This is a genomic window from Streptomyces sp. NPDC111516 (assembly GCF_055635345.1).
Genome location: NZ_JBVKBV010000028.1, coordinates 56,756 through 75,225, shown reverse-complemented (window position 1 = coordinate 75,225; position 18,470 = coordinate 56,756). Strand labels below are relative to the sequence as shown.

16 protein-coding genes and 1 riboswitch are annotated in these 18,470 nt (G+C 70.0%); of the genes, 9 read left to right on the top strand and 7 right to left on the bottom strand.

The features are described from left to right. From ACZ7L9_RS33630 to ACZ7L9_RS33615, 4 genes are all read left to right on the top strand, one after another. On the top strand, nt 1-1,625 hold a 1,625-nt coding region (locus ACZ7L9_RS33630; protein ID WP_471421279.1), incomplete at its 5' end, for a peptidase C14. Further along, nucleotides 1,622-2,554 (top strand): GNAT family N-acetyltransferase, encoded by a 933-nt coding sequence (locus tag ACZ7L9_RS33625; protein WP_471421277.1) that lies wholly within the window; start codon nt 1,622-1,624, stop codon nt 2,552-2,554. The genes ACZ7L9_RS33630 and ACZ7L9_RS33625, both read left to right, overlap by 4 nt. Before the next feature lie 378 nt (nt 2,555-2,932). Further along, nucleotides 2,933-3,991 carry a vWA domain-containing protein gene (locus ACZ7L9_RS33620; RefSeq protein ID WP_471421276.1) on the top strand — a complete coding sequence of 353 codons (1,059 nt, stop codon included), beginning with the start codon at nt 2,933-2,935 and terminating at the stop codon, nt 3,989-3,991. A 344-nt stretch (nt 3,992-4,335) separates the two neighbouring features. Further along, nucleotides 4,336-4,626 carry a hypothetical protein gene (locus ACZ7L9_RS33615; RefSeq protein WP_471421274.1) on the top strand — a complete coding sequence of 97 codons (291 nt, stop codon included), beginning with the start codon at nt 4,336-4,338 and terminating at the stop codon, nt 4,624-4,626. 36 nt (nt 4,627-4,662) lie between these two features. Here the strand turns inward: ACZ7L9_RS33615 and ACZ7L9_RS33610 are convergent, their stop codons facing one another. The 7 genes from ACZ7L9_RS33610 to ACZ7L9_RS33580 form a co-directional block, all read right to left on the bottom strand. After that, complete coding sequence (locus ACZ7L9_RS33610; protein WP_471421272.1) at nt 4,663-5,223, bottom strand: hypothetical protein; 561 nt, start codon at nt 5,221-5,223, stop codon at nt 4,663-4,665. A 3-nt stretch (nt 5,224-5,226) separates the two neighbouring features. Further along, a complete protein-coding gene (locus tag ACZ7L9_RS33605) occupies nt 5,227-7,017 on the bottom strand; it encodes a DEAD/DEAH box helicase (protein WP_471421270.1) in 1,791 nt (596 codons plus the stop codon). A gap of 13 nt (nt 7,018-7,030) precedes the next feature. Beyond that, nucleotides 7,031-8,608, bottom strand: coding sequence for an MFS transporter (locus ACZ7L9_RS33600; RefSeq protein ID WP_471421269.1), 1,578 nt, complete (start codon nt 8,606-8,608; stop codon nt 7,031-7,033). Between the two features lie 775 nt (nt 8,609-9,383). Further along, entirely contained in the window at nt 9,384-9,578 is a 195-nt protein-coding gene (locus ACZ7L9_RS33595; RefSeq protein ID WP_471421267.1) for a hypothetical protein, read from the bottom strand. 25 nt (nt 9,579-9,603) lie between these two features. Next, complete coding sequence (locus ACZ7L9_RS33590; protein ID WP_471421282.1) at nt 9,604-10,002, bottom strand: CGNR zinc finger domain-containing protein; 399 nt, start codon at nt 10,000-10,002, stop codon at nt 9,604-9,606. A gap of 113 nt (nt 10,003-10,115) precedes the next feature. Beyond that, nucleotides 10,116-11,507: a uracil-xanthine permease family protein gene (locus ACZ7L9_RS33585; protein WP_471421265.1), complete on the bottom strand. Its 1,392-nt coding sequence runs from the start codon at nt 11,505-11,507 to the stop codon at nt 10,116-10,118. 175 nt (nt 11,508-11,682) lie between these two features. Further along, nucleotides 11,683-12,915, bottom strand: a complete 1,233-nt coding sequence (locus ACZ7L9_RS33580) for an MFS transporter (protein WP_471421263.1) — start codon at nt 12,913-12,915, stop codon at nt 11,683-11,685. Between the two features lie 159 nt (nt 12,916-13,074). On the opposite strand from ACZ7L9_RS33580, the gene ACZ7L9_RS33575 reads away from it, so the two are divergent. The 5 genes from ACZ7L9_RS33575 to ACZ7L9_RS33555 all read left to right on the top strand — a co-directional run bounded on the left by ACZ7L9_RS33575 (nt 13,075) and on the right by ACZ7L9_RS33555 (nt 18,455). Further along, the gene (locus tag ACZ7L9_RS33575; RefSeq protein ID WP_471421261.1) at nt 13,075-14,265 is read left to right on the top strand and encodes an ROK family protein; all 1,191 of its coding nucleotides are present in this window, start codon (nt 13,075-13,077) and stop codon (nt 14,263-14,265) included. Nucleotides 14,266-14,512: 247 nt separating this feature from the next. Next, nucleotides 14,513-14,643, top strand: a riboswitch (FMN riboswitch). A gap of 157 nt (nt 14,644-14,800) precedes the next feature. Beyond that, on the top strand, nt 14,801-15,901 hold the full coding sequence (ribD, locus tag ACZ7L9_RS33570; protein WP_471421260.1) for a bifunctional diaminohydroxyphosphoribosylaminopyrimidine deaminase/5-amino-6-(5-phosphoribosylamino)uracil reductase RibD: 1,101 nt from the start codon (nt 14,801-14,803) through the stop codon (nt 15,899-15,901). Then, the gene (locus ACZ7L9_RS33565) at nt 15,902-16,519 is read left to right on the top strand and encodes a riboflavin synthase (RefSeq protein WP_471421259.1); all 618 of its coding nucleotides are present in this window, start codon (nt 15,902-15,904) and stop codon (nt 16,517-16,519) included. Then, complete coding sequence (locus ACZ7L9_RS33560) at nt 16,516-17,160, top strand: nicotinamide mononucleotide transporter family protein (protein WP_471421258.1); 645 nt, start codon at nt 16,516-16,518, stop codon at nt 17,158-17,160. The genes ACZ7L9_RS33565 and ACZ7L9_RS33560 overlap by 4 nt, the downstream gene beginning before the upstream one ends. Then, nucleotides 17,157-18,455, top strand: coding sequence for a bifunctional 3,4-dihydroxy-2-butanone-4-phosphate synthase/GTP cyclohydrolase II (locus tag ACZ7L9_RS33555; protein WP_471421256.1), 1,299 nt, complete (start codon nt 17,157-17,159; stop codon nt 18,453-18,455). The genes ACZ7L9_RS33560 and ACZ7L9_RS33555 overlap by 4 nt, the downstream gene beginning before the upstream one ends. Nucleotides 18,456-18,470 lie beyond the last annotated feature (15 nt).

The following is an 18,470-nucleotide window of genomic DNA, read 5'->3' as shown; positions in this document are numbered from 1 at the left end:
ACCGCATGCGCACCGAAGGCATCGAGAAGAACACCCACGACAACCCCTTCGGCGCCGTCCTCTCCTTCCGCGGCACCCCCACCGACACCACCGTCAAGCACGCACTCTCCGGCAAGGTCATCGAACTCACCGACACCTTCCCGGTCCCCGACGCCAAGGCGTTCGAGGTCGGCCAGTGGTGGGCCGTACAGGTCGACCCGGTCGAGGGCGGCGGCGGTGACGAACGCGAGCTGCAGAAGCTGGTCGAGATCACCGAGATCATCGACGCGGGCCACATCCGGGTCGGCTACCTCAACGGCTGGGAACTCGCCGCGGGCCGCACCCTCACCTGGAGCCGTGTCGAACCGGTCCGCAACACCCACATCCGCAACCTGGTCTTCGAAGGTGCCGGCCCCGACGAGTACACCGGCTCCCACCCCGTCAGCTTCGAGTACGCCGTCGGCTGCGACGTCTCCGGAATCCACGCCACCGGCTCCTTCTGGCCGGTCATCATGCGCCGTTGGTGCACCCGCTTCCGTACCGAGGACTGTTCGCTGAAGAACCCGCCCACCGTCGAGTACGGCGGCGCGGGCTATCTCACCCAGCAGATCTACTGCCTGTACGGACGGGTCGCGGACTGCACGACCAGCAATGTGCGTCATCTCAACGACCTCACCGCCTCCGCCTACTGCACGGTGGTGAACTGCCACGGCGACGGCGACGACGCGGGCGGCAACCCCTTCACGACCCACGGGCAGTACGAGCACGACCTGCTCTTCGACGGCAACTCCGGGCTGATGGACATCGCCAACTCCGGTTCGCAGTGGGGTATTTCCGCGAAGCGCATCACCGTACGCCGACACGTCTGCTCCTGGTTCACCGCCAACACCAAGATCACCGATCTGACGCTCGAAGACATCACAGTGATCGCGCGCCCCACCTTCGACCAGGCCGGCACCCTCACCGTGAACGCCGACGGAGCCCAGGTCCGCGGCTGTACCGCCAAGACCTTCGCGGTCGCCCAGCGCTCCGCCCGCTCCACCCGGCCCACCACCATCAGCGACTGCTCCTTCGAGCCACCCGCGGGCGCCGTCCTCGTCCAGACCCCGGTCACCGCTCCCGTCCACTTCATACGCTGCACCTTCAAGGGCGTCGACGGCGCGATCCTGCGCGGTGCGGGACCCGTCCACTTCACCGACTGCACCGTCACCGGCGCCGAGAACGCCGCCCCGCTCTCGGTCGGCTCGGCGGACCTGCGGATCGACGGCGGCCGTTACGACAACACCGGCATCGAGCTCAGCGCCGTGCGCGACCAGCGGCTCACCGTCACCGGCGGCACCCGCCTCACCGGCAGCAACAAGACCAAGGCGCTGCTCGGCCGGGCGGTCGGCCCGGGAAAGGTGACCTGGGACATCACCGCGCTCAGCAGCGCCGCCTCCGCACCGGACACCGCCCATGTGCGCATCACCGACGGCACGAACCACTACGCGGCCACCGGCAGCCGCTTCACCGGCGGCACGCTCCACCTCGCCCCGGACGCCCTGGACTCGGTTCTGCACACCGCGTGCGTGGAGGACGGCACGAAGCGCAGCGCCATGCCGGCGAACAGCGACTCGGTGCGCACGGACGGGAACCTGATCCTGTGACCGCCGTCATCAGGACCGCGACGGCGGCCGACGATCCGGCCCTGGCCGCCCTGTGGCAACGGTGCTTCGACGCCCCGCACATCGCCGCGCTGCACGCCCTCGACCCGGACCGCCACCGGCACACGTTCGTCGCGCAGAACGTTCCGGGGGGCGGGATCGACGCGGTCGTCGTCTACGTACCCCGGCTGATCCGCGACGCGCACGGCACCCCGCAGCGGATCGGCGGCATCGGCAGCGTCGCCACCCGCCCCGAGGCCCGGGGCCAGGGGCTGGTGCGGCGGCTCCTCGCGGAGGCGGAGCGCACCATGACGGCCGAACAGTGCGCCTGGTCACTGTTGTTCACCGGGACGCCCGGCGTCTACCGGAGCTCGGGATGGCAGGAATTCAGCAGTACGTACACCGAGGGGACGCTCGTGGCCGGCGCTGCCCCGGGGGCGTTCCGGGTCCGCGAGGCCACCTCGCAGGACGCCGTGGAGGTGGCCGCCCTGCACCATGCGTACAACGTGAACAGGCCGCTCAGCTCGTTGCGGGCTCCGGAGGACTGGGCGGTGCGCGTGCCCGCCTGGTACGGGTCGCTCGACCGGTCGCTCGTGGCCCAGGACCCCGGATCGGGGGCGCTCGTCGGCTGGATCGTGGCCCAGCACGCGGGGGAGTACGTGGAGGTGCGCGAATTCGCGGGCGCACCCGGGAGTCTGCGCGATCTGTTCGCCGCCGTCGGTGAACGGGGCCGGGACGCGGGGCTGAGGCGGGCCCGAGTCCGGATTCCGGACGGTCCCGGGGTCCGGGCGGCACTGCCGTCGCTGCTGGCGGACCCCCGGTCGGTGGAGGAGCATGCCGGCATGGCGCGCCCGCTGCACGCCACCGTCGAATCCGTCCGGGCCACGGTCACGGCGCCGGGCGCGGTGCACTGGTACGGCGACTGTTTCTAGGAGGAGCCGGGGGCGGGGCGCCGTCAGCGGCAGGAGGTGAGCAGACAGCGCCCCAACGGATTCGCCCCCGCGTCCATCAGGCGATGACCGAGGTCGTTCCGGTCACGCGGAGAGTGCGGGGTCGCCGAGTCCGGCGTGGCACGCGGACGAGGGAAGAACCTTGCGGACCTTCGACGATCCGTGCGGCGAGGCCACGCTCTGCCTTGGGTTGTAGGTGTTGACGGGCGGCACCACGCTGATCCGACCCGTCGGCAGGAGTCTCCTGGTGCCGAGCACGTCGCGAGGCGCAGGCAGGTGATCGTGCGTCAAACGCCTTTGTCAGTGCCTCCCCATAGAGTTCAAGCATCACTCGGGGAGCCTCGGAGAAGGAGCAGAAACGTGTCCGCCAACAAGATCCAGCACAAGGTGAATCACGTCGCGCTGGTAGTGGATTGTTCGGGTTCCATGTGGCAGCACCAGAGTCAGCTCATACGCGTCGTGGACGAGTTCGTGGCGGGTCTGAAGGCCGAGTCGGACAGCCTCGGCCATGAGACCCGGATCAGCCTCTACTCCTTCGACCACAAGGTGGAGAACCTGGTCTGGGACATGGACGTGAAGCATCTGCCGTCCATGCGGGGTCTGTACAAGGTCAACAATGGCGCTACGGCCCTCATCGAGGCTTCTCTGAAATCCCTGGACGACCTGGGCCATATCTGGGAGGAATACGGCGAGCACAGTTTCCTCCAGATCGTGGTGACGGACGGCGAGGAGAACGCCTCCGGCGGCGACAGGCGGCACGACGGCGACATGGCCATCCTCGGCCCCTGGCTCGACAAGATCGCGGCGAAGATGGGCGGGCTTCCGGGCCACTGGACGTCCGCGATCCTCGTTCCGAACTCCCTGGCGAAGCGCACCGCCCAGAATTACGGTTTCCCGGCCGGAAACATCGCCATCTGGGATGCGGATTCCAAGGAGGGTGTCGAGGAGGCGATCGGCACCGTGCGCGCTGCCGCCACCAGCTTCCTCCGGGGCCGCGAGCAGGGGGTGCGCGGCACGAAGAACCTGTTCGCCGTCGGCCAGGACATATCGGTTGACGAGGTGCGGGCGAGCCTCGAACCGATTCCGGCCGACAAGTACCGACTCCTGAAGGTCGACAAGGAGATCGAGATTCGACCCTTCGTCGATTCGCATCCGGGCGTGACGTACGAACGCGGTTCGTGTTACTACCAACTGGGCACCCGGGCTCAGGTTCAGCTGAACAAGGAAGTCATCGTGGTCGAGAAGGACACCGATCGCGCCTATACGGGCGACGCGGCGCGCAGCCTTCTGTTCGGTACGGGCATCCAGGGGACCGTCTCCGTAAAGGCGGGGAACAATCCCAAGTTGGAGGTGTACGTGCAGAGTCGTTCGGTGAACAGAAAGCTGAAGCCGAAGACGCGTCTGCTCATCATGCTCTGAAATTCAAGAAAAGATTTCAGTCGGGCATGAGCCCGCGTACGACCTGTACCACCAGCAGACGAAGAAGCTGCGGCATTCCGGCGCTGCGTCGGCTCACATGATCGCGGTTTCCACGCCGGCCTCGGGCGAATCCTCTCCGGTCGCACCCGTCTGATCCGCCGCCCCGGCCGCGCCCGGCCCTCGGACCGAGATACAGCACGCTGCCTGACGGGGTGCTCTCCAGGATGCGGTTGCCCTCGGTGTCGTAGACCTACTTGGTGGTGACGTCGTCGGACGTGATCTCCGTGAGCTTGTCCTCCTGGTTCCAGAGCAGATCCTGCGTGACATCGGCCAGGTCGTGATCCGTGCGGAGAGGCGGTCTCCCGGTCGGCGACGGGCGGTCCTACGCGACCGAGTACACGACCGACCTGACGAAGGGTAACGGCCGCATCGGCTACTCCGCGTCCGGCGCCTACCAGGGCAACCCGGCCAAGGACCCGAACGGCAAGGACAACGAACCCCAGTACGTGGCCCCGTCGTCCGGCTACGGGAAGAACACCTTGATCACCCACCTCGGCGATACCTACGGGGAGACGGGCTCCAGGACCCCGTCGCTCGTCGGGAGGGGGCGCCGCTGCTCTCGCACGATGGTCTGAGGGGGCGTGGAGACACGCACCCTCAGGCCGTCCGTGTCACTCGGACACCATGAAGTAGGTCGCCGGATCAAAGGCGTTGAGCGCGATCCAGCGCTGCGGTGCCGCCGTGGTGGACACCTCGGTGCTGTCCGCCGAAGCGTGGAAGAAGCCCTGCACATCGAGCGCGATGCGGGGGTCGTCATCGATGCGTCGCGCCATGTCGTAGTAGACGGCCAGCTCATGGATGCACCGTGGGGTGCCAGCCGGGCAGGTGCAGTCGACGCGGACGAGGACCGGTGCGGGCGGGTGGCCCACGTCGGCGATAGCGCGATACAGGTCGTCCGTGAGGACGGGCTGGATGCCACTCAGCTGACGGGAGATCTCGGCTGTCGCCCCCTGGGACATCGGCGCGACCTCGATCGTGACCACCGCGGTGCTGCGGCCGCGGTGTACGACGGCGCGCACGGTCCGGCCGTCGATCGTGATCCGCACTTTCCCGTCGCGCGCCATACGGCGCGCGCTCGGCAGCTGTGGATCGGGGCGGGTCTGGCGCAACGACTCGGCAAACCGGACCCAGTCCTTGCCCCACTTTGTGTAACCGAAGTCGTTGTCGGCCATGGGTCAGCTTTCTCGCTTCCGGCGCAGGACCTCGATGAGGCGGTCGTCGTCCAGGCGGGTCAACTCGGCGACGCTGGACATGTCAGCGATGTCCGACAGTGCGGATTTACGGGAGTGCATGGCCGCGATGTGCTCCTCGATGGTGGTCCCCGTGGTCAGAGTGGTGACGGTGACGGTGCGGGTCTGGCCGATCCGGTGGACCCGGTCGGACGCCTGTGCTTCCACGGCTGGGTTCCACCATCGGTCGAAGTGGATGACGTCGGCCGCGCGGGTGAGAGTGAGCCCGGTGCCCCCGGCCTTCAGGCTGAGCACGAGCACGTTCGGGCCGTCGTCGGCCTGGAACCGGCGGACGATGTCGGCCCGTTGCTCCTGGTTCAGACCGCCATGGAAGAACGGCGTGCTCACACCGAACTGTTCGTCGAAGTGCCGTACCAGCAGCTCACCGGTCTGCCGGTACTGGGTGAAGATGAGGGTCGGAGAGCCGCTTTCCAGGTTGTTGGCCACGATGTCGGTGCAGAGGTCGAGCTTTCCCGATCTCCCCGACAGCTCAGTGAGGCCGTCCGTGATCAGGCCCGGGTGGTTGCAGACCTGCTTGAGCGCGGTCAGGACCGCAAGCACCTTGGTCTGACGCTGGGCGCCACTGCCGAAGCCGTCGTCGATGACCTGCTCCAGCAACCGGTCGTACAACTGCTCCTGCTCCTCGGTGAGGTCGCAGATGAGGTCGGCGTGGATCTTCGGCGGGAGTGACCCCGCCACCTGGGACTTCTTCCGCATCAGCACGACCGGCTCGATGGCCCCGCGCAACCGGGCGGAGGCGGCCGGGGAGCCGGTCGCGATCGGCCGGACGAAGCGACGACGGAACTGCGTCCGGTGCCGGAACAGGTGCGGTGCGACCAGATTGAGCAGGGCCCAGAGCTCGTCGAGATGATTCTCGACGGGCGTTCCGGTCAAGGCGATCCGCGCGTCGGCCGCAATGGAGCGCGCGGCCTTCGACACCTGCGTACGGGGATTTTTCAGGACCTGTGCTTCGTCGAAGACCGCGGAGCTCCAGTGGTGCCCCGCCACGGCCGGGCTGTGCGTGCGCAGCGTGGGGTAGCCGGTGAGCACCACCGTGCCGCTCTCCACCGCTTTCAGCGGCCCGCCGCGCCAGATCGTGGTCCGCAGGTCAGGTGCGAACCGCGCGATCTCGTGTGCCCAGTTCCCGACCAACGACGTGGGACACACGACCAGTTGCGGCCCCTCCTCGGCGCGTCCTGCGACACAGCCGATGGCCTGCAGCGTCTTGCCGAGTCCCATTTCGTCGGCAAGCACCGCGCCCCCGTGTGCGGCGATGGTCTCGCGCAGCCAGCTCACGCCGCGCACCTGGTACGGCCGCAGCTTGGCGGTGAGCGCCGTGCGTAGTTCGGTCCCCACCGCGGTGGTGTGACGGAAGACGGCGGCGGCGTGCTCCGCCGTGGTCACGGCGACACCCGTGGCATCGGGAACGGCATGCGCCGCGACCGGCAGGACCGATTCGCCGCCCGCGATCCACGACCGCCAGGCGTCCACCGACCGGCCGGGCGAGTCGAGGGGCGCACCGACGAGCCGGTCCGGCTCGATCAGTGCGCAGTCGACATCGGACACCTTGAGCTTGCCGAGGTCCGGCGTCGGGACGACCAGGGCAATGGTCTCGATGCCACCGACCGGCGGGGCCGCCCCCACGGCGCCGCCGGACCATGTCCACAGGGCGAACATGTGACGGTCGGGCAGGTACGTGGCCTGGCTGTCCGGCAGCACCTCAGGGAGTTTTTGCATGGTTCCCATGGCGTCAGTGGCTGCCCACGTCGTCGCCCTCGCGGGCGGGGCGGACTTCGGCCCCGGCTCGGGGGACCGTTCCGTCTGCGGACGGGCTGCCTTCTCGCTCGTGGTCCGGCTCGCGACCGGACGCCGTGGGCTTTCGGACCGGGCGCAGGGCGATCAGCAGCACGGCTGCTCCGAAGAGCGCGACGAGAGTGATCCAGACCGCGCCGACGTGCATGGCGTGGACGAACGCGTCATCGGCGGCGTGGACGAGTGCGGGCCGGTTGCTCGCGTCGGCGACATGCCGGGCCTGTTCGGCGGAGACCCGCGCCTGGTCCTGCACCGGTCCTGGCACACCGCCCAGCGAGGGTTCGATCGCGCGCCGGTACACGATCGACATGATCGTGCCGCCGACGGCGATCCCGATCACGCTGCCGGTCTGGCGCACGGTGTTGGTGACGGCCGACCCGGCACCGGCCCGTTCCAACGGCAGCGTGCTGATCAGTGCCGCGGTCACCGGGCCGAGCACCATGCCGATGGAGAGGCCCTGGACCAACAGCAGGATCTCGATCCGGACGAGGGGGGTCCGCAGCCCGAAGAGCCCGTACGCGCCCATGGTCAGCGCCGCCACGGTGAAGGCCGGCACGGTGACGAGCCGCAGCGACCAGCGGTGGACCAGGCGCGCGCCGACGGGCGCCCCCAGGATCGCACCGAGTGCGGTCGGGAGGCTGGCCAGGCCCGCCTCGATCGGCGAATAGCCGCGTGCGCCCTGCAGGTAGAACGCGTTGTAGAAGGTGACGGCGGACACGGCGAAGAGGAGCAGTCCGAGCGCCACGTTGCCGCCACCGAACGCACGTTGCGCGAGCAGCCGGGGATCGAAGCTGGGCGCCTTGATGCGCAGTTCGACGAGTACGAACACCGCCAGCAGGGCCAGTCCGACGGCGATCGGCGCCCAGACATCCGTACGGCTCCAGGCCGCCACCTGCCCCGCGCGGATCAGCCCGTAGGCGAGCGTCGCGAGGCCGCTGATCGACAGCAGCATCCCGGCCGGGTCCAGCGGCCGCACCACGGGGCTGCGGAAATTCGGGACCAGCAGGGCGATGCCGATCAGCGCCAGCACCACGACCGGGACATTGACCAGGAAGACCGAGCCCCACCAGAAGTGTTCGAGAAGCACCCCGGCCAGCACCGGGCCCACGGCCATCCCGACACCGGCGGAGGTCGAGGAGATGGCGATCGCGGTCGACCGCGCGGGGCCGGTGAACGTCCACATGAGGATGGCCAGGTTGGCAGGCATGATCAGCGCGCTGCCTACGCCCATCGCGGCCCGGGCGGCGATCAACTGGCCCGCGTCGCCCGCGTACGCCGCCCACACCGAGGACCCGGCGAAGACCACCAGTCCCGTCGCGAGCACAGCCCGGTGACCGAAGCGATCGCCCAGCGCGCCGGCGGTGAACATCAGAGTGGCGAAGGCCAGCGTGTACGAGCCGGTGGCCCATTGCAGCTCGGACGGGCTGGCGTTCAGTCCACGGACCGGGTCCGCGAGGGTCTCCAGGGTGGTACTCAGGACGGTGTTGTCCAGCCAGATCAGCAGTGAACACACCATGAGAACGGCAAGAATCAACTGCTGCCTTAACTTCGGCAACGCAGATGTAGTCATGAATACCTTCGGATGCGATCGGGAAAACCTGACGAGCGGACCGTAGGCAACCATCAGGCGGGTGTCAATTCCTGAACGTTCGCGCGCAGTTGGCGATTTTCCTGCGGTGTCGAGGGCATGCCGCCCAGGACTCTGTCAATTCTTGAGCGCGTATGCAGGCCGCTGGTTCAGCACGGTGTCGAGGGCATGTTGCCCAGGTCTCTGTCAATTCTTGAGCGCGTGTACAGGCCGCTGGTTCAGCACGGTGTCGAGGGCATGTTGCCAAGCCCCCTCTCAATTCCTGATCCTGTTGGTTGACCTCGCGCGAACTCCGTGCCCGGCACCTGAAACGGGGCAGGGGGCGGCCGCCGCCGGCCGCCTCCCTGGCCACGCCCCGTCTGCGGTGCCGCGCGCACCGGCGGGTGGCGGCCGCTCCTGGCGGCCCGGCTGCCCGCCGACGCCCGGGCCGGGGCCGCCAGGAGCGGCCGGGTACCCAGACGGCTATACCGTGCGGGCGGCTCTTTCGACCTGCCGGTTCAGTAGGTCGAACGTCTTTCCTGCGTGTCTTCCAAATGGCAGGATCGGAATTCACCCGGGTCAGCGGATCGAGAGTCGCTGGGGCTTGCACGGAGAGGAAAGGGGATGACCCTACAGGGCCAATGGTGGAGCGAGACAGTTATGTCCCGGATATTCTCTCGGTGTGCTCATTGGATTCGGATCTTCCGGCTCTTCACTGGCGTGGTCAGGTGATCTCGGGGGTCAACTGAACCGCTCCGTCTTCGAGATATTCCATGCGCTGCGTGACAGTGGCGTACGGAAAGGGGATGTAGTAGCCGTTCTGGTTGCTCCCAACAGTCCTGAAATGCGCACGGCGCGATACCCCAGCAGATCGGGGCCCCGGCATCAGATCCTCGCGGATCCGCTCCTTCAGGGTCACGAGGAGATCGCCCACCCGGTCGGTCTCACTGGTTGCGTTGGGCGCGGTGCGCGGCGACGCGTACGCGGGTGCCGCATCGGGGGGTGCAGTAGCGCTGTGGTGAGCGGCGGCCGGTGTCGATGAAGTAGTGGTGGCATCCGGGTGCCGCGCATTGGCCCCAGGCGCAGTATCCGCGTTCGCTGAGCCAGAGCGCGAGGGCGAGGGCGGCTGTGGACAGGAGCCAGTGGGCGGGTTCCAGGTCGTGGGGTGCCTGGGCGTGGAGTGACCAGGGGCGTCCGGGCAGGCGGGCCAGGCGGGGCTGGGCGGGGTACCGGCTGAGCAGGGTGTTGATGGCGTCGGCCGCTTGGTCCTCGTCGTGCAGGTCCAGGATCCGGATGAGGGATACGGCGGCATCGCGCAGTTCTCGGGCGGTGGTATCGGTCAGCGTGATGGGCGGGCCGCCGTGGCTGACCTTCTACAACACTGGACGCCGACACACCGCGCTCGGCGGCCAGCCCCCGATCAGCCGACTGTCACCAACGTCATGACCAAGTACACCTAGGGCCTTTCGTCCGGTTCCTGTCCGCCGTACGCCGACGTCCCCGAGTCCAGCAGGGGCTCCTGGGTCTTCAGGTGCGCCGGGGCGAAGGCTCGCAGTACGTGGTAGCCGGTGATCACCACGATGGTGCCCAGAGCGATGCCGCTCAGCTCGAAGTTGTCGGTGATCTTCAGGCTGACCCCGCCGACGCCGATGATGATGCCCGCCGCAGCCGGAACCAGATTCAGCGGGTTACGCAGATCGACCTTGGCGTGCAGCCAGATCTGGGCGCCGAGAAGGCCGATCATGCCGTACAGGATGACGGTGATGCCGCCGAGCACACCACCGGGGATGGCGGCGACGACCGCACCGAACTTGGGGCAGAGGCCGAAGAGCAGGGCGAAGCAGGCGGCGGCCCAGTACGCGGCGGTGGAGTAGACGCGGGTCGCGGCCATGACGCCGATGTTCTCGGAGTACGTGGTGTTCGGCGGGCCGCCCACCGCGGTCGACAGCATCGACGCGGCGCCGTCCGCGGCGATCGCGGTGCCCAGCTTGTCGTCCAGCGAGGCGCCGGTCATCTCGCCGACGGCCTTCACATGCCCGGCGTTCTCGGCGATCAGCGCGATGACCACGGGCAGGGCGACCAGGATCGCCGACCACTCGAAGCTCGGCGCGTGGAAGGACGGGAGCCCGATCCAGTCGGCCTTGGCGACACCCGACAGATCGAGCCGCCAGTGGTCGACGGCCTGGGCGCCGCCCACCGGGGAGTGGATCTTGCCGAAGACCCGGTCGAGGACCCAGGAGAGCGCGTATCCGAAGACCAGCCCCAGGAAGATCGCGATACGCGAGAAGAATCCGCGCAGGCACACCACGGCCAGTCCGGTGAAAAGCATCACCAGCAGCGCCGTCCACTGGTCCTGCGGCCAGTACGTCGACGCGGTCACCGGAGCCAGGTTGAAGCCGATCAGCATGACGACGGCGCCGGTGACCACCGGCGGCATCGCCGCGTGGATGATCCGGGCGCCGAACCGCTGCACTGCGAGACCGGCGAGGAAGAGCACCACACCGACGGCGAAGACCGCGCCGGTGACCACGGCGCTGGAGCCGCCGCTCGCCCGGATCGTCGCGGCGACCCCGACGAAGGAGAGGGAACAGCCGAGGTAGCTGGGCACCTGGCCGCGCGTGGCCAGCAGGAAGATGGCCGTCGCGACACCCGACATCATGATCGCGAGGTTCGGGTCCAGGCCCATGAGCACCGGGGCGACGAACGACGCACCGAACATCGCGACCACGTGCTGGGCGCCGAGTCCGAACGTACGGGGCCAGGAGAGCCGTTCGTCCGGCCGGACCACGGCCCCCGGTGCGGGGGTCTTCCCGTCGCCGTGCAAGGTCCAGCGCACGCCGAGGCCCATGGTCGCTCCCTGTGTGTAGGTGCGGAGTCCAGTGCCTCGCCCGGCATGGTGCTCACCGCAGAAATGATCAGCGCAATGGTAATGCCGGATCGCGGCGCGCCCGTGGCCGGGCCGCCGCCGGGGGGAGCACTGCCGCTGTGCGGGACGGGAGCCCCCACCCCGCACAGCCCACGACTCAGAGGCGCGGCTCGGCCGCCGCCGCGCTCGGAGCACCGGTGTCCGAGGACGACACGGCCCTGCGGTCGCCCGCCCGCAGCACCCCGGCCCCCAGCACCAAACCGAACGCCAGCACCGTCACCAGGCCGAACGAGACGACCAGCGACGTCGCCTCGGCCAGCGAGCCGATCGCGGACGGCGCGATGAGCCCGGAGGTGTACGTGATGGTGGCGACGCCCGCGATCGCCTGACTCGGGTTCGGGCCGCTGCGCCCGGCTGCCGCGAAGGCGAGCGGGACGACCACGGCGACACCGAGGCCGAGCAGCCCGAAGCCGCACATCGCCGGTACCGCGTCCGGTGACGCGACCACGAGCAGCCCGCCGACCGTCGCGAGGACGCCGCCCACCCGGACCGTCCGGACCGCGCCGAAGCGGTCGACGACCTTGTCGCCGACGATCCGGGCGACCGCCATGGTGAGCGCGAACGCCGTCGTGGACGCCGCGGCGAGCCCGGCGGAGGTGTCCATGATGTCCCGCAGATAGACCGCCGACCAGTCCAGGCTGGCTCCCTCCGCGAACACTGCGCAGAAGCCCACCGCGCCGATGATCAGCGCCGACTTCGGCGGCAGCGTGAAGCGCGGCGGCGGCTCCTCGTCCGGCTCGCTGCGCAGATCCAGTACGCCCCGGCAGGCGATCAGGCCCAGCGCGGTGAGGACGAGCGCGGCGATGGAGTGGTGCAGCCGGGCGTCGGCGCCCAGATGCGCGGCCACCGTGCCCGCGGCCGAACCGATCAGGGCGCCCACGCTCCACATCCCGTGCAGCCCGGACATGATCGACTTGTCGAGGCGGTTCTCCACCTCCACACCGAGCGCGTTCATTGCCACGTCCGACATGCCGGCCGATGCCCCGTACACGAAGAGCGCCGCGCACAGCGTCAGCAGGTCGGGTGCCAGCGCGGGCAGAATCAGCGCCAGCGTCCAGAGGGCCAGCAGCCCGCGCAGCGCGGTCCTGGCGCCGAAGCGATGGCTGATCGCGCCGGCCAGCGGCATCGCCAGCGAGGCTCCGATCGCGGGGAAGGCGAGGGCCAGACCGAGCTGTCCGGCACTGACCCCGGTGTGGTCCTGGATCCAGGGCACCCGGGTGGCGAAGCTGCCGGTCACCGCGCCGTGCACGGTGAAGACCGCTGCGACGGCGACCCTGGCCCGCCTCACCTGCTCCATGCCGAAGACCGCCTCCGTGGAACCCGTTGTCATACCGCCGTGCCCTCCCCCTGGGAATCTTCTGTCGCCGACGCCCGCGGCGCCCGTCTCACGGTGGGCGTAAACTATCAGGAACCTTGCCTGATAAATAGTGCGTTTGTGCTCAGCCCGTCCCTTCATCCCGTGCGGCAGTTGATCTGGAAGGATCCCGGCATGCCCGCATCACCGAGCACAGCCCGGGCCATCAACGACCGGCTCGCCCTGCGGCTGCTCCAGGAGGACGGCCCGCTGACGGCCACGCAGCTGAAGGCCCTGACGGGTCTCTCCCGGCCCACCGTCGCCGACCTCGTCGAACGGCTCCAGGGGGCCGGTCTGATCAGGGTGGTCGGTGAGGCGGGCGCCGAGCGCCGCGGCCCCAACGCCCGCCTGTACGGGATCGCCGCCGACCGCGCGCACCTCGCCGCGCTCGACGTACGTACCGGCAGCGTCGCCGTGGTCGTCGCCGATCTCCTCGGCGCCACGCTCGCCGACGCCACCCTGCCCATCGGCAGCGACAGCGACACCGAGTCCGCCGCCGAACAGGCCGCCGCGCTGCTGGAGCGCACCGCGCGCGAGGCGGGCGCCGCCCCGCTGCACAGCGTCGGCGTCGGCGCGCCCGGTCTGATCGACCCGGTCACCGGCGAACTGCGCGACACCACCGGGCTGCCCGCCTGGCACCGTCGGCTGGTCCGGGTGCTCCAGCAGCGGCTGCCCGCCACCGTGCTGGTGGAGAACGAGACCAATCTCGCGGCCGTCGCCGAACACCGCGGCGGCGCGGCCCGTGACCGTGACACCTTCGTCCTGTTCTGGCTCGGCAACGGCGTCGGCGCGGCTGTCATGCTGGACGGGAAGCTCCGGCGCGGGGCCTCCGGTGGTGCGGGTGAGATCGGCTTCCTGCCGGTGCCCGGCACGACCGGCATCCCCTCGGCCGTCAACTGCGACGGCGGGTTCCACTCATTGGTGGGCTCCGCCCCGGTCTGTCAACTCGCCGCCGCCCACGGCATCGTGGTGCCCCCGGACGCGGCCGACGGGGACAAGGAGCCGGGTGCCGCGTTCGCCGTACGGGCCGCCCTGGCGGGGGAGGGGGAGAGCGAGACGTTCCTGGACGCCTTCGCCGAACGCCTCGCACTCGGTGCCGCCGCCATCGCCTCGGTCCTCGACCCGGGCTGTGTGCTGCTCGCGGGCGAGGTCGGCCACGCGGGCGGCGACGCGCTCGCGGCCCGGGTCGAGGAGCGGCTCGCCACGATGTCCCCGTTGCGCACCGAGGTCAGGGCCGGGCGGCTGGGCGGCGCCGCGGTGCTCCGCGGCGCGCTGCTCGCGGCCCGGGAGGCCGCTCAGGACGAGCTGTTCACTCCGGCCGGCTGAGCCCGGCGGCGACCGGGGGCGAACCGGAGACCGCCCGGCGGTCGGGGGAGGGCCGGCAAGCCACCGACGTGCAGCCCGGTTCGTACTGTCCCTTGGCGGCGTTCCAGTCGTGGTCGCCCGCGAGTTCCCGATTCAAGGGGTGGCTGTCCCATTGCGGCCCCGGCCCGGAGCCTCTTGTGAGCCACTCCATAGGCGCTTACTCATATGGCCCATCGGCGGGCATGGCACACTGATCGGGTACCAGCAGCAGCGCACTCCGGGGTCGGTGAAATTCCGAACCGGCGGTTATAGTCCGCGACCCGTCCGCATCCAGCGGCCGGTTGACCAGGTGGGATTCCTGGACCGACGGTTAAAGTCCGGATGGGAGGCAGTGCGCGGCGGGCCGTTCCACGGGTACGCCGCCGTCGGCGGATGGGCTTCGGGCAACCGATCCATCCGTTTGTTCCGGCATTTGGCGTCCCCCTGTTGCGTTCCCGCTTCATCTGTCGTCGTCGACAGGCCCCGGAGTCCGTGCCCGAAGAGGCAGGAGGACCCGGTGGCCACCGCAGCCGACATCACCGCCATGCGCCGAGCGATCGCGCTCGCTTCCCGCGGTCTCGGCTCCACCAGCCCCAACCCGGTCGTCGGCTGCGTCATCCTCGACGCCGCGGGCCAACAGGCCGGCGAAGGCTTCCACCGGCGCGCCGGCGGGCCGCACGCCGAGATCCACGCCCTGCGTGCCGCGGGCGACCGCGCCCGCGGCGGCACCGCCTACGTCACCCTCGAACCCTGTAACCACACCGGCCGCACCGGCCCCTGCGCCCAGGCCCTCATCGAGGCCGGTGTCGCCCGGGTCGTCTACGCGGTCGGCGATCCGAACCCGCAGGCCACCGGAGGTGCGGACACCCTGCGCGGGGCCGGGATCAAGGCCGAGCAGGGGCTCCTCGCGGACGAGGCCGAGACGGGCAACGCGGCCTGGCTGACCGCGGTGCGCCTGGGCCGTCCGTACGTCCTGTGGAAGTACGCGGCGACCCTCGACGGCCGGATCGCGGCCGCCGACGCCACCAGCCGCTGGATCACCTCGCCCGAGTCCCGCGCCGACGTCCACCGGCTGCGCGCCGAGGCCGACGCCGTCGTGGTCGGCTCCGGCACCGCCCGTACCGACGACCCGCAGCTCGGTGTACGGGGCATCGACGGCGCCGTACAGCCCCTGCGGGTGGTCGTGGACACGGGCGCCACCGCCGTACGCCCCGGCGCCCGCGTCCTCGACGACACCGCGCCCACCCTGATCGCCGTCGCCGACGACGCCGACGGCCGCCACCTCCCCGAAGGGGCCGTCCTGCGGCTGCCGCGCGCCGCCACCGGCCCCGGTCTGGACATCCCCGCCCTGCTCACCGCCCTGTACGGGCGGGGCATCCGCTCCGTACTCCTCGAAGGCGGCCCGACCCTGGCCGGGGCCTTCGTCGCCGCGGGAACGGTCGACAAGGTCGTCGGCTACCTCGCCCCCGTGCTCCTCGGCGCCGGCCCCGCGGCCCTCGCCGACGCCGGAATCTCCACCATCGCAGAGGCGTTGCGCCTCGATGTCACCGAGACCGTCCGTATCGGCCCCGATCTGCGCATCACCGCCGTAACCGGCCCTGCCCGGAAGGGAATCTGAGTGTTCACCGGAATTGTCGAAGAACTGGGTGAAGTCACCGCCGTCGAGAAGCTCGGCGACGCCTCCCGCTTCCGCCTGCGCGGTCCCTTGGTCACCGAAGGCGCGAAGCACGGCGACTCCATCGCCGTCAACGGCGTCTGCCTCACCGTTGTCGACCTGGGCGAGGGCGAGTTCACCGCCGACGTGATGGCCGAGACCTTGAACCGGTCCAGCCTCGGCGCCCTGGAAACCGGCTCCCGGGTCAACCTGGAACGGCCCATGGCGCTCGGCGGCAGGCTCGGCGGCCACATCGTCCAGGGCCATGTCGACGGCACCGGCCGCATCGTCGAGCGCAAGATCTCCGAGAACTGGGAGATCGTGAAGATCTCCCTCCCGGCGGACCTCACCCGCTACGTGGTGGAGAAGGGGTCGATCACCGTCGACGGCGTCAGCCTGACCGTCGTCGACGCCGGACCCGACTACTTCACCATCAGCCTCATCCCCACCACCCTCGCCCTGACCACGCTCGGCATCAAGGAGCCGGGCGACCCGGTCAACCTGGAGGTGGACGTCATCGCGAAGTACGTCGAGCGGCTGCTCGGCGGCGCCGCGCGGGAACCCGAGGAGCCGGCGAAGTGACGGCGCTGAACTGGCTGAACTCGGAGGCGTTCACCGTCCTCGGGCAGCACATCATCTGGTCCGACATGATCGGCAACACCGTCGGTCTGATCGCGCTGACCCTGGGCTGGCTCCGTTCGATCTGGACCTGGCCCGCGCAGCTCCTGTCCGGCGTCGTCCTGGTCGCGGCCAACGTCTCCGTGCATCAGGCGGGCAGCGTCGGCAAGCAGCTCGTCGTCATCGCCGTGGCCGTCTGGGGCTGGCAGCAGTGGACCCGGGGCAGGCAGCAGGCCCAGGACGGCTCCATCGCCGTACGGTTCGCCACCTGGCGCGAGCGCGGCTACCTGCTCGGCGGCGCCGCACTCGGCACCCTCGCGGTCGGCGGCCTGTTCACCGCGTTCCCCTCGCTCTCCTGGAGCCCGTGGGCGGACGCGTACATATTCGCGGGCACGCTCGTCGCGATGCTCGCCCAGGCCCGCGGCATGGTCGAGTTCTGGTTCGCCTGGCTGCTGGTCGACCTGGTCGGCGTACCGCTGAACTTCCACAGCGGCCTCGCCTTCTCCGGTCTCATCTACGTCGTGTACGGCGCCCTCGTCCTGTGGGGCATGCGCGACTGGTGGCTGCGTTCGCGGACACCCGCTCTGGAAGGAGCCACGGCATGACTGCCCAGCCCACCTGGTTGCACCGGGAACACGAGAGCGTCTTCGAGGACCTCACGCTCGACCCCGTCGAGCAGGCGATCCGCGACATCGCCGCCGGACGGCCCGTCGTGGTCGTCGACGACGAGGACCGGGAGAACGAGGGCGACCTCGTCGTCGCGGCCGAGAAGGCCACCCCCGAGATCGTCGCGTTCATGATGAGCGAGTGCCGCGGCCTGATCTGCGCGCCCATGGAGCACGACGAGCTGGAACGGCTCGAACTGCCGCAGATGGTCACCCACAACACCGAGTCGATGCGTACGGCGTTCACCGTCTCCGTCGACGCCTCGGCGGCGCACGGCGTGACCACCGGCATCTCCGCCGCCGACCGGGCGGCCACACTCCGTCTGCTGGCGGGCGGCGAGGCGGGCCCGGGCGACTTCGTACGGCCCGGCCACATCTTCCCGCTCCGCGCCCGCTCCGGCGGTGTGCTGGTCCGCAACGGCCACACCGAGGCCGCCGTCGACCTTGCCCGGCTCGCCGGACTGCGGCCCGCCGGAGCGATCGTCGAGATCGCCGGCGAGGACGGTGTGATGCTGCGGCTGCCGCAGCTCGTCCCGTTCGCCCGCAAGCACGGCCTCACGATCATCTCCATCGAGGATCTGATCGCCTACCGTCGCTCCTCGGAGCCGACCGTCCGCCGCGAGGCAGAGGTACGGCTGCCGACGGGCTTCGGCGCGTTCACCGCGTACGGCTACCGCTCCACGGCCGACGGCGTCGAGCATGTCGCGCTCGTCCACGGCGACATCGGGAACGGCGACGACGTCCTGGTCCGGCTCCACTCCGAGTGCCTGACCGGCGACATCTTCCAGTCGCAGCGCTGCGACTGCGGGCCCCAGCTCCATGCCTCCATGCGCCGGATCACCGAGGAGGGCCGCGGCGTCGTCGTCTATCTGCGCGGCCACGAGGGCCGGGGCATCGGCCTGCTGTCGAAGCTGCGCGCCTACGAACTCCAGGAACGCGGCAGCGACACCCTCGACGCCAACCTGGAACTCGGCCTGCCCGCCGACGCCCGGGACTACGCGGCCGGGGCCCAGATCCTCAAGGACCTCGGCGTCCGGAGCCTGCGGCTGATGACCAACAACCCCGACAAGACGGCCGCGGTCCTGCGGCACGGTCTGGCCGTCACCGGCCGCGAGCCGATGCCCGTCCAGGCCGGCGAACACAATCTGCGCTACCTGCGCACCAAGCGCGACCGCATGGGGCACGACCTGCCCTGGCTCGATGCCGCCACGGCGTCGACCTGCGGCAACCAGTGAACGATCACGGAAACG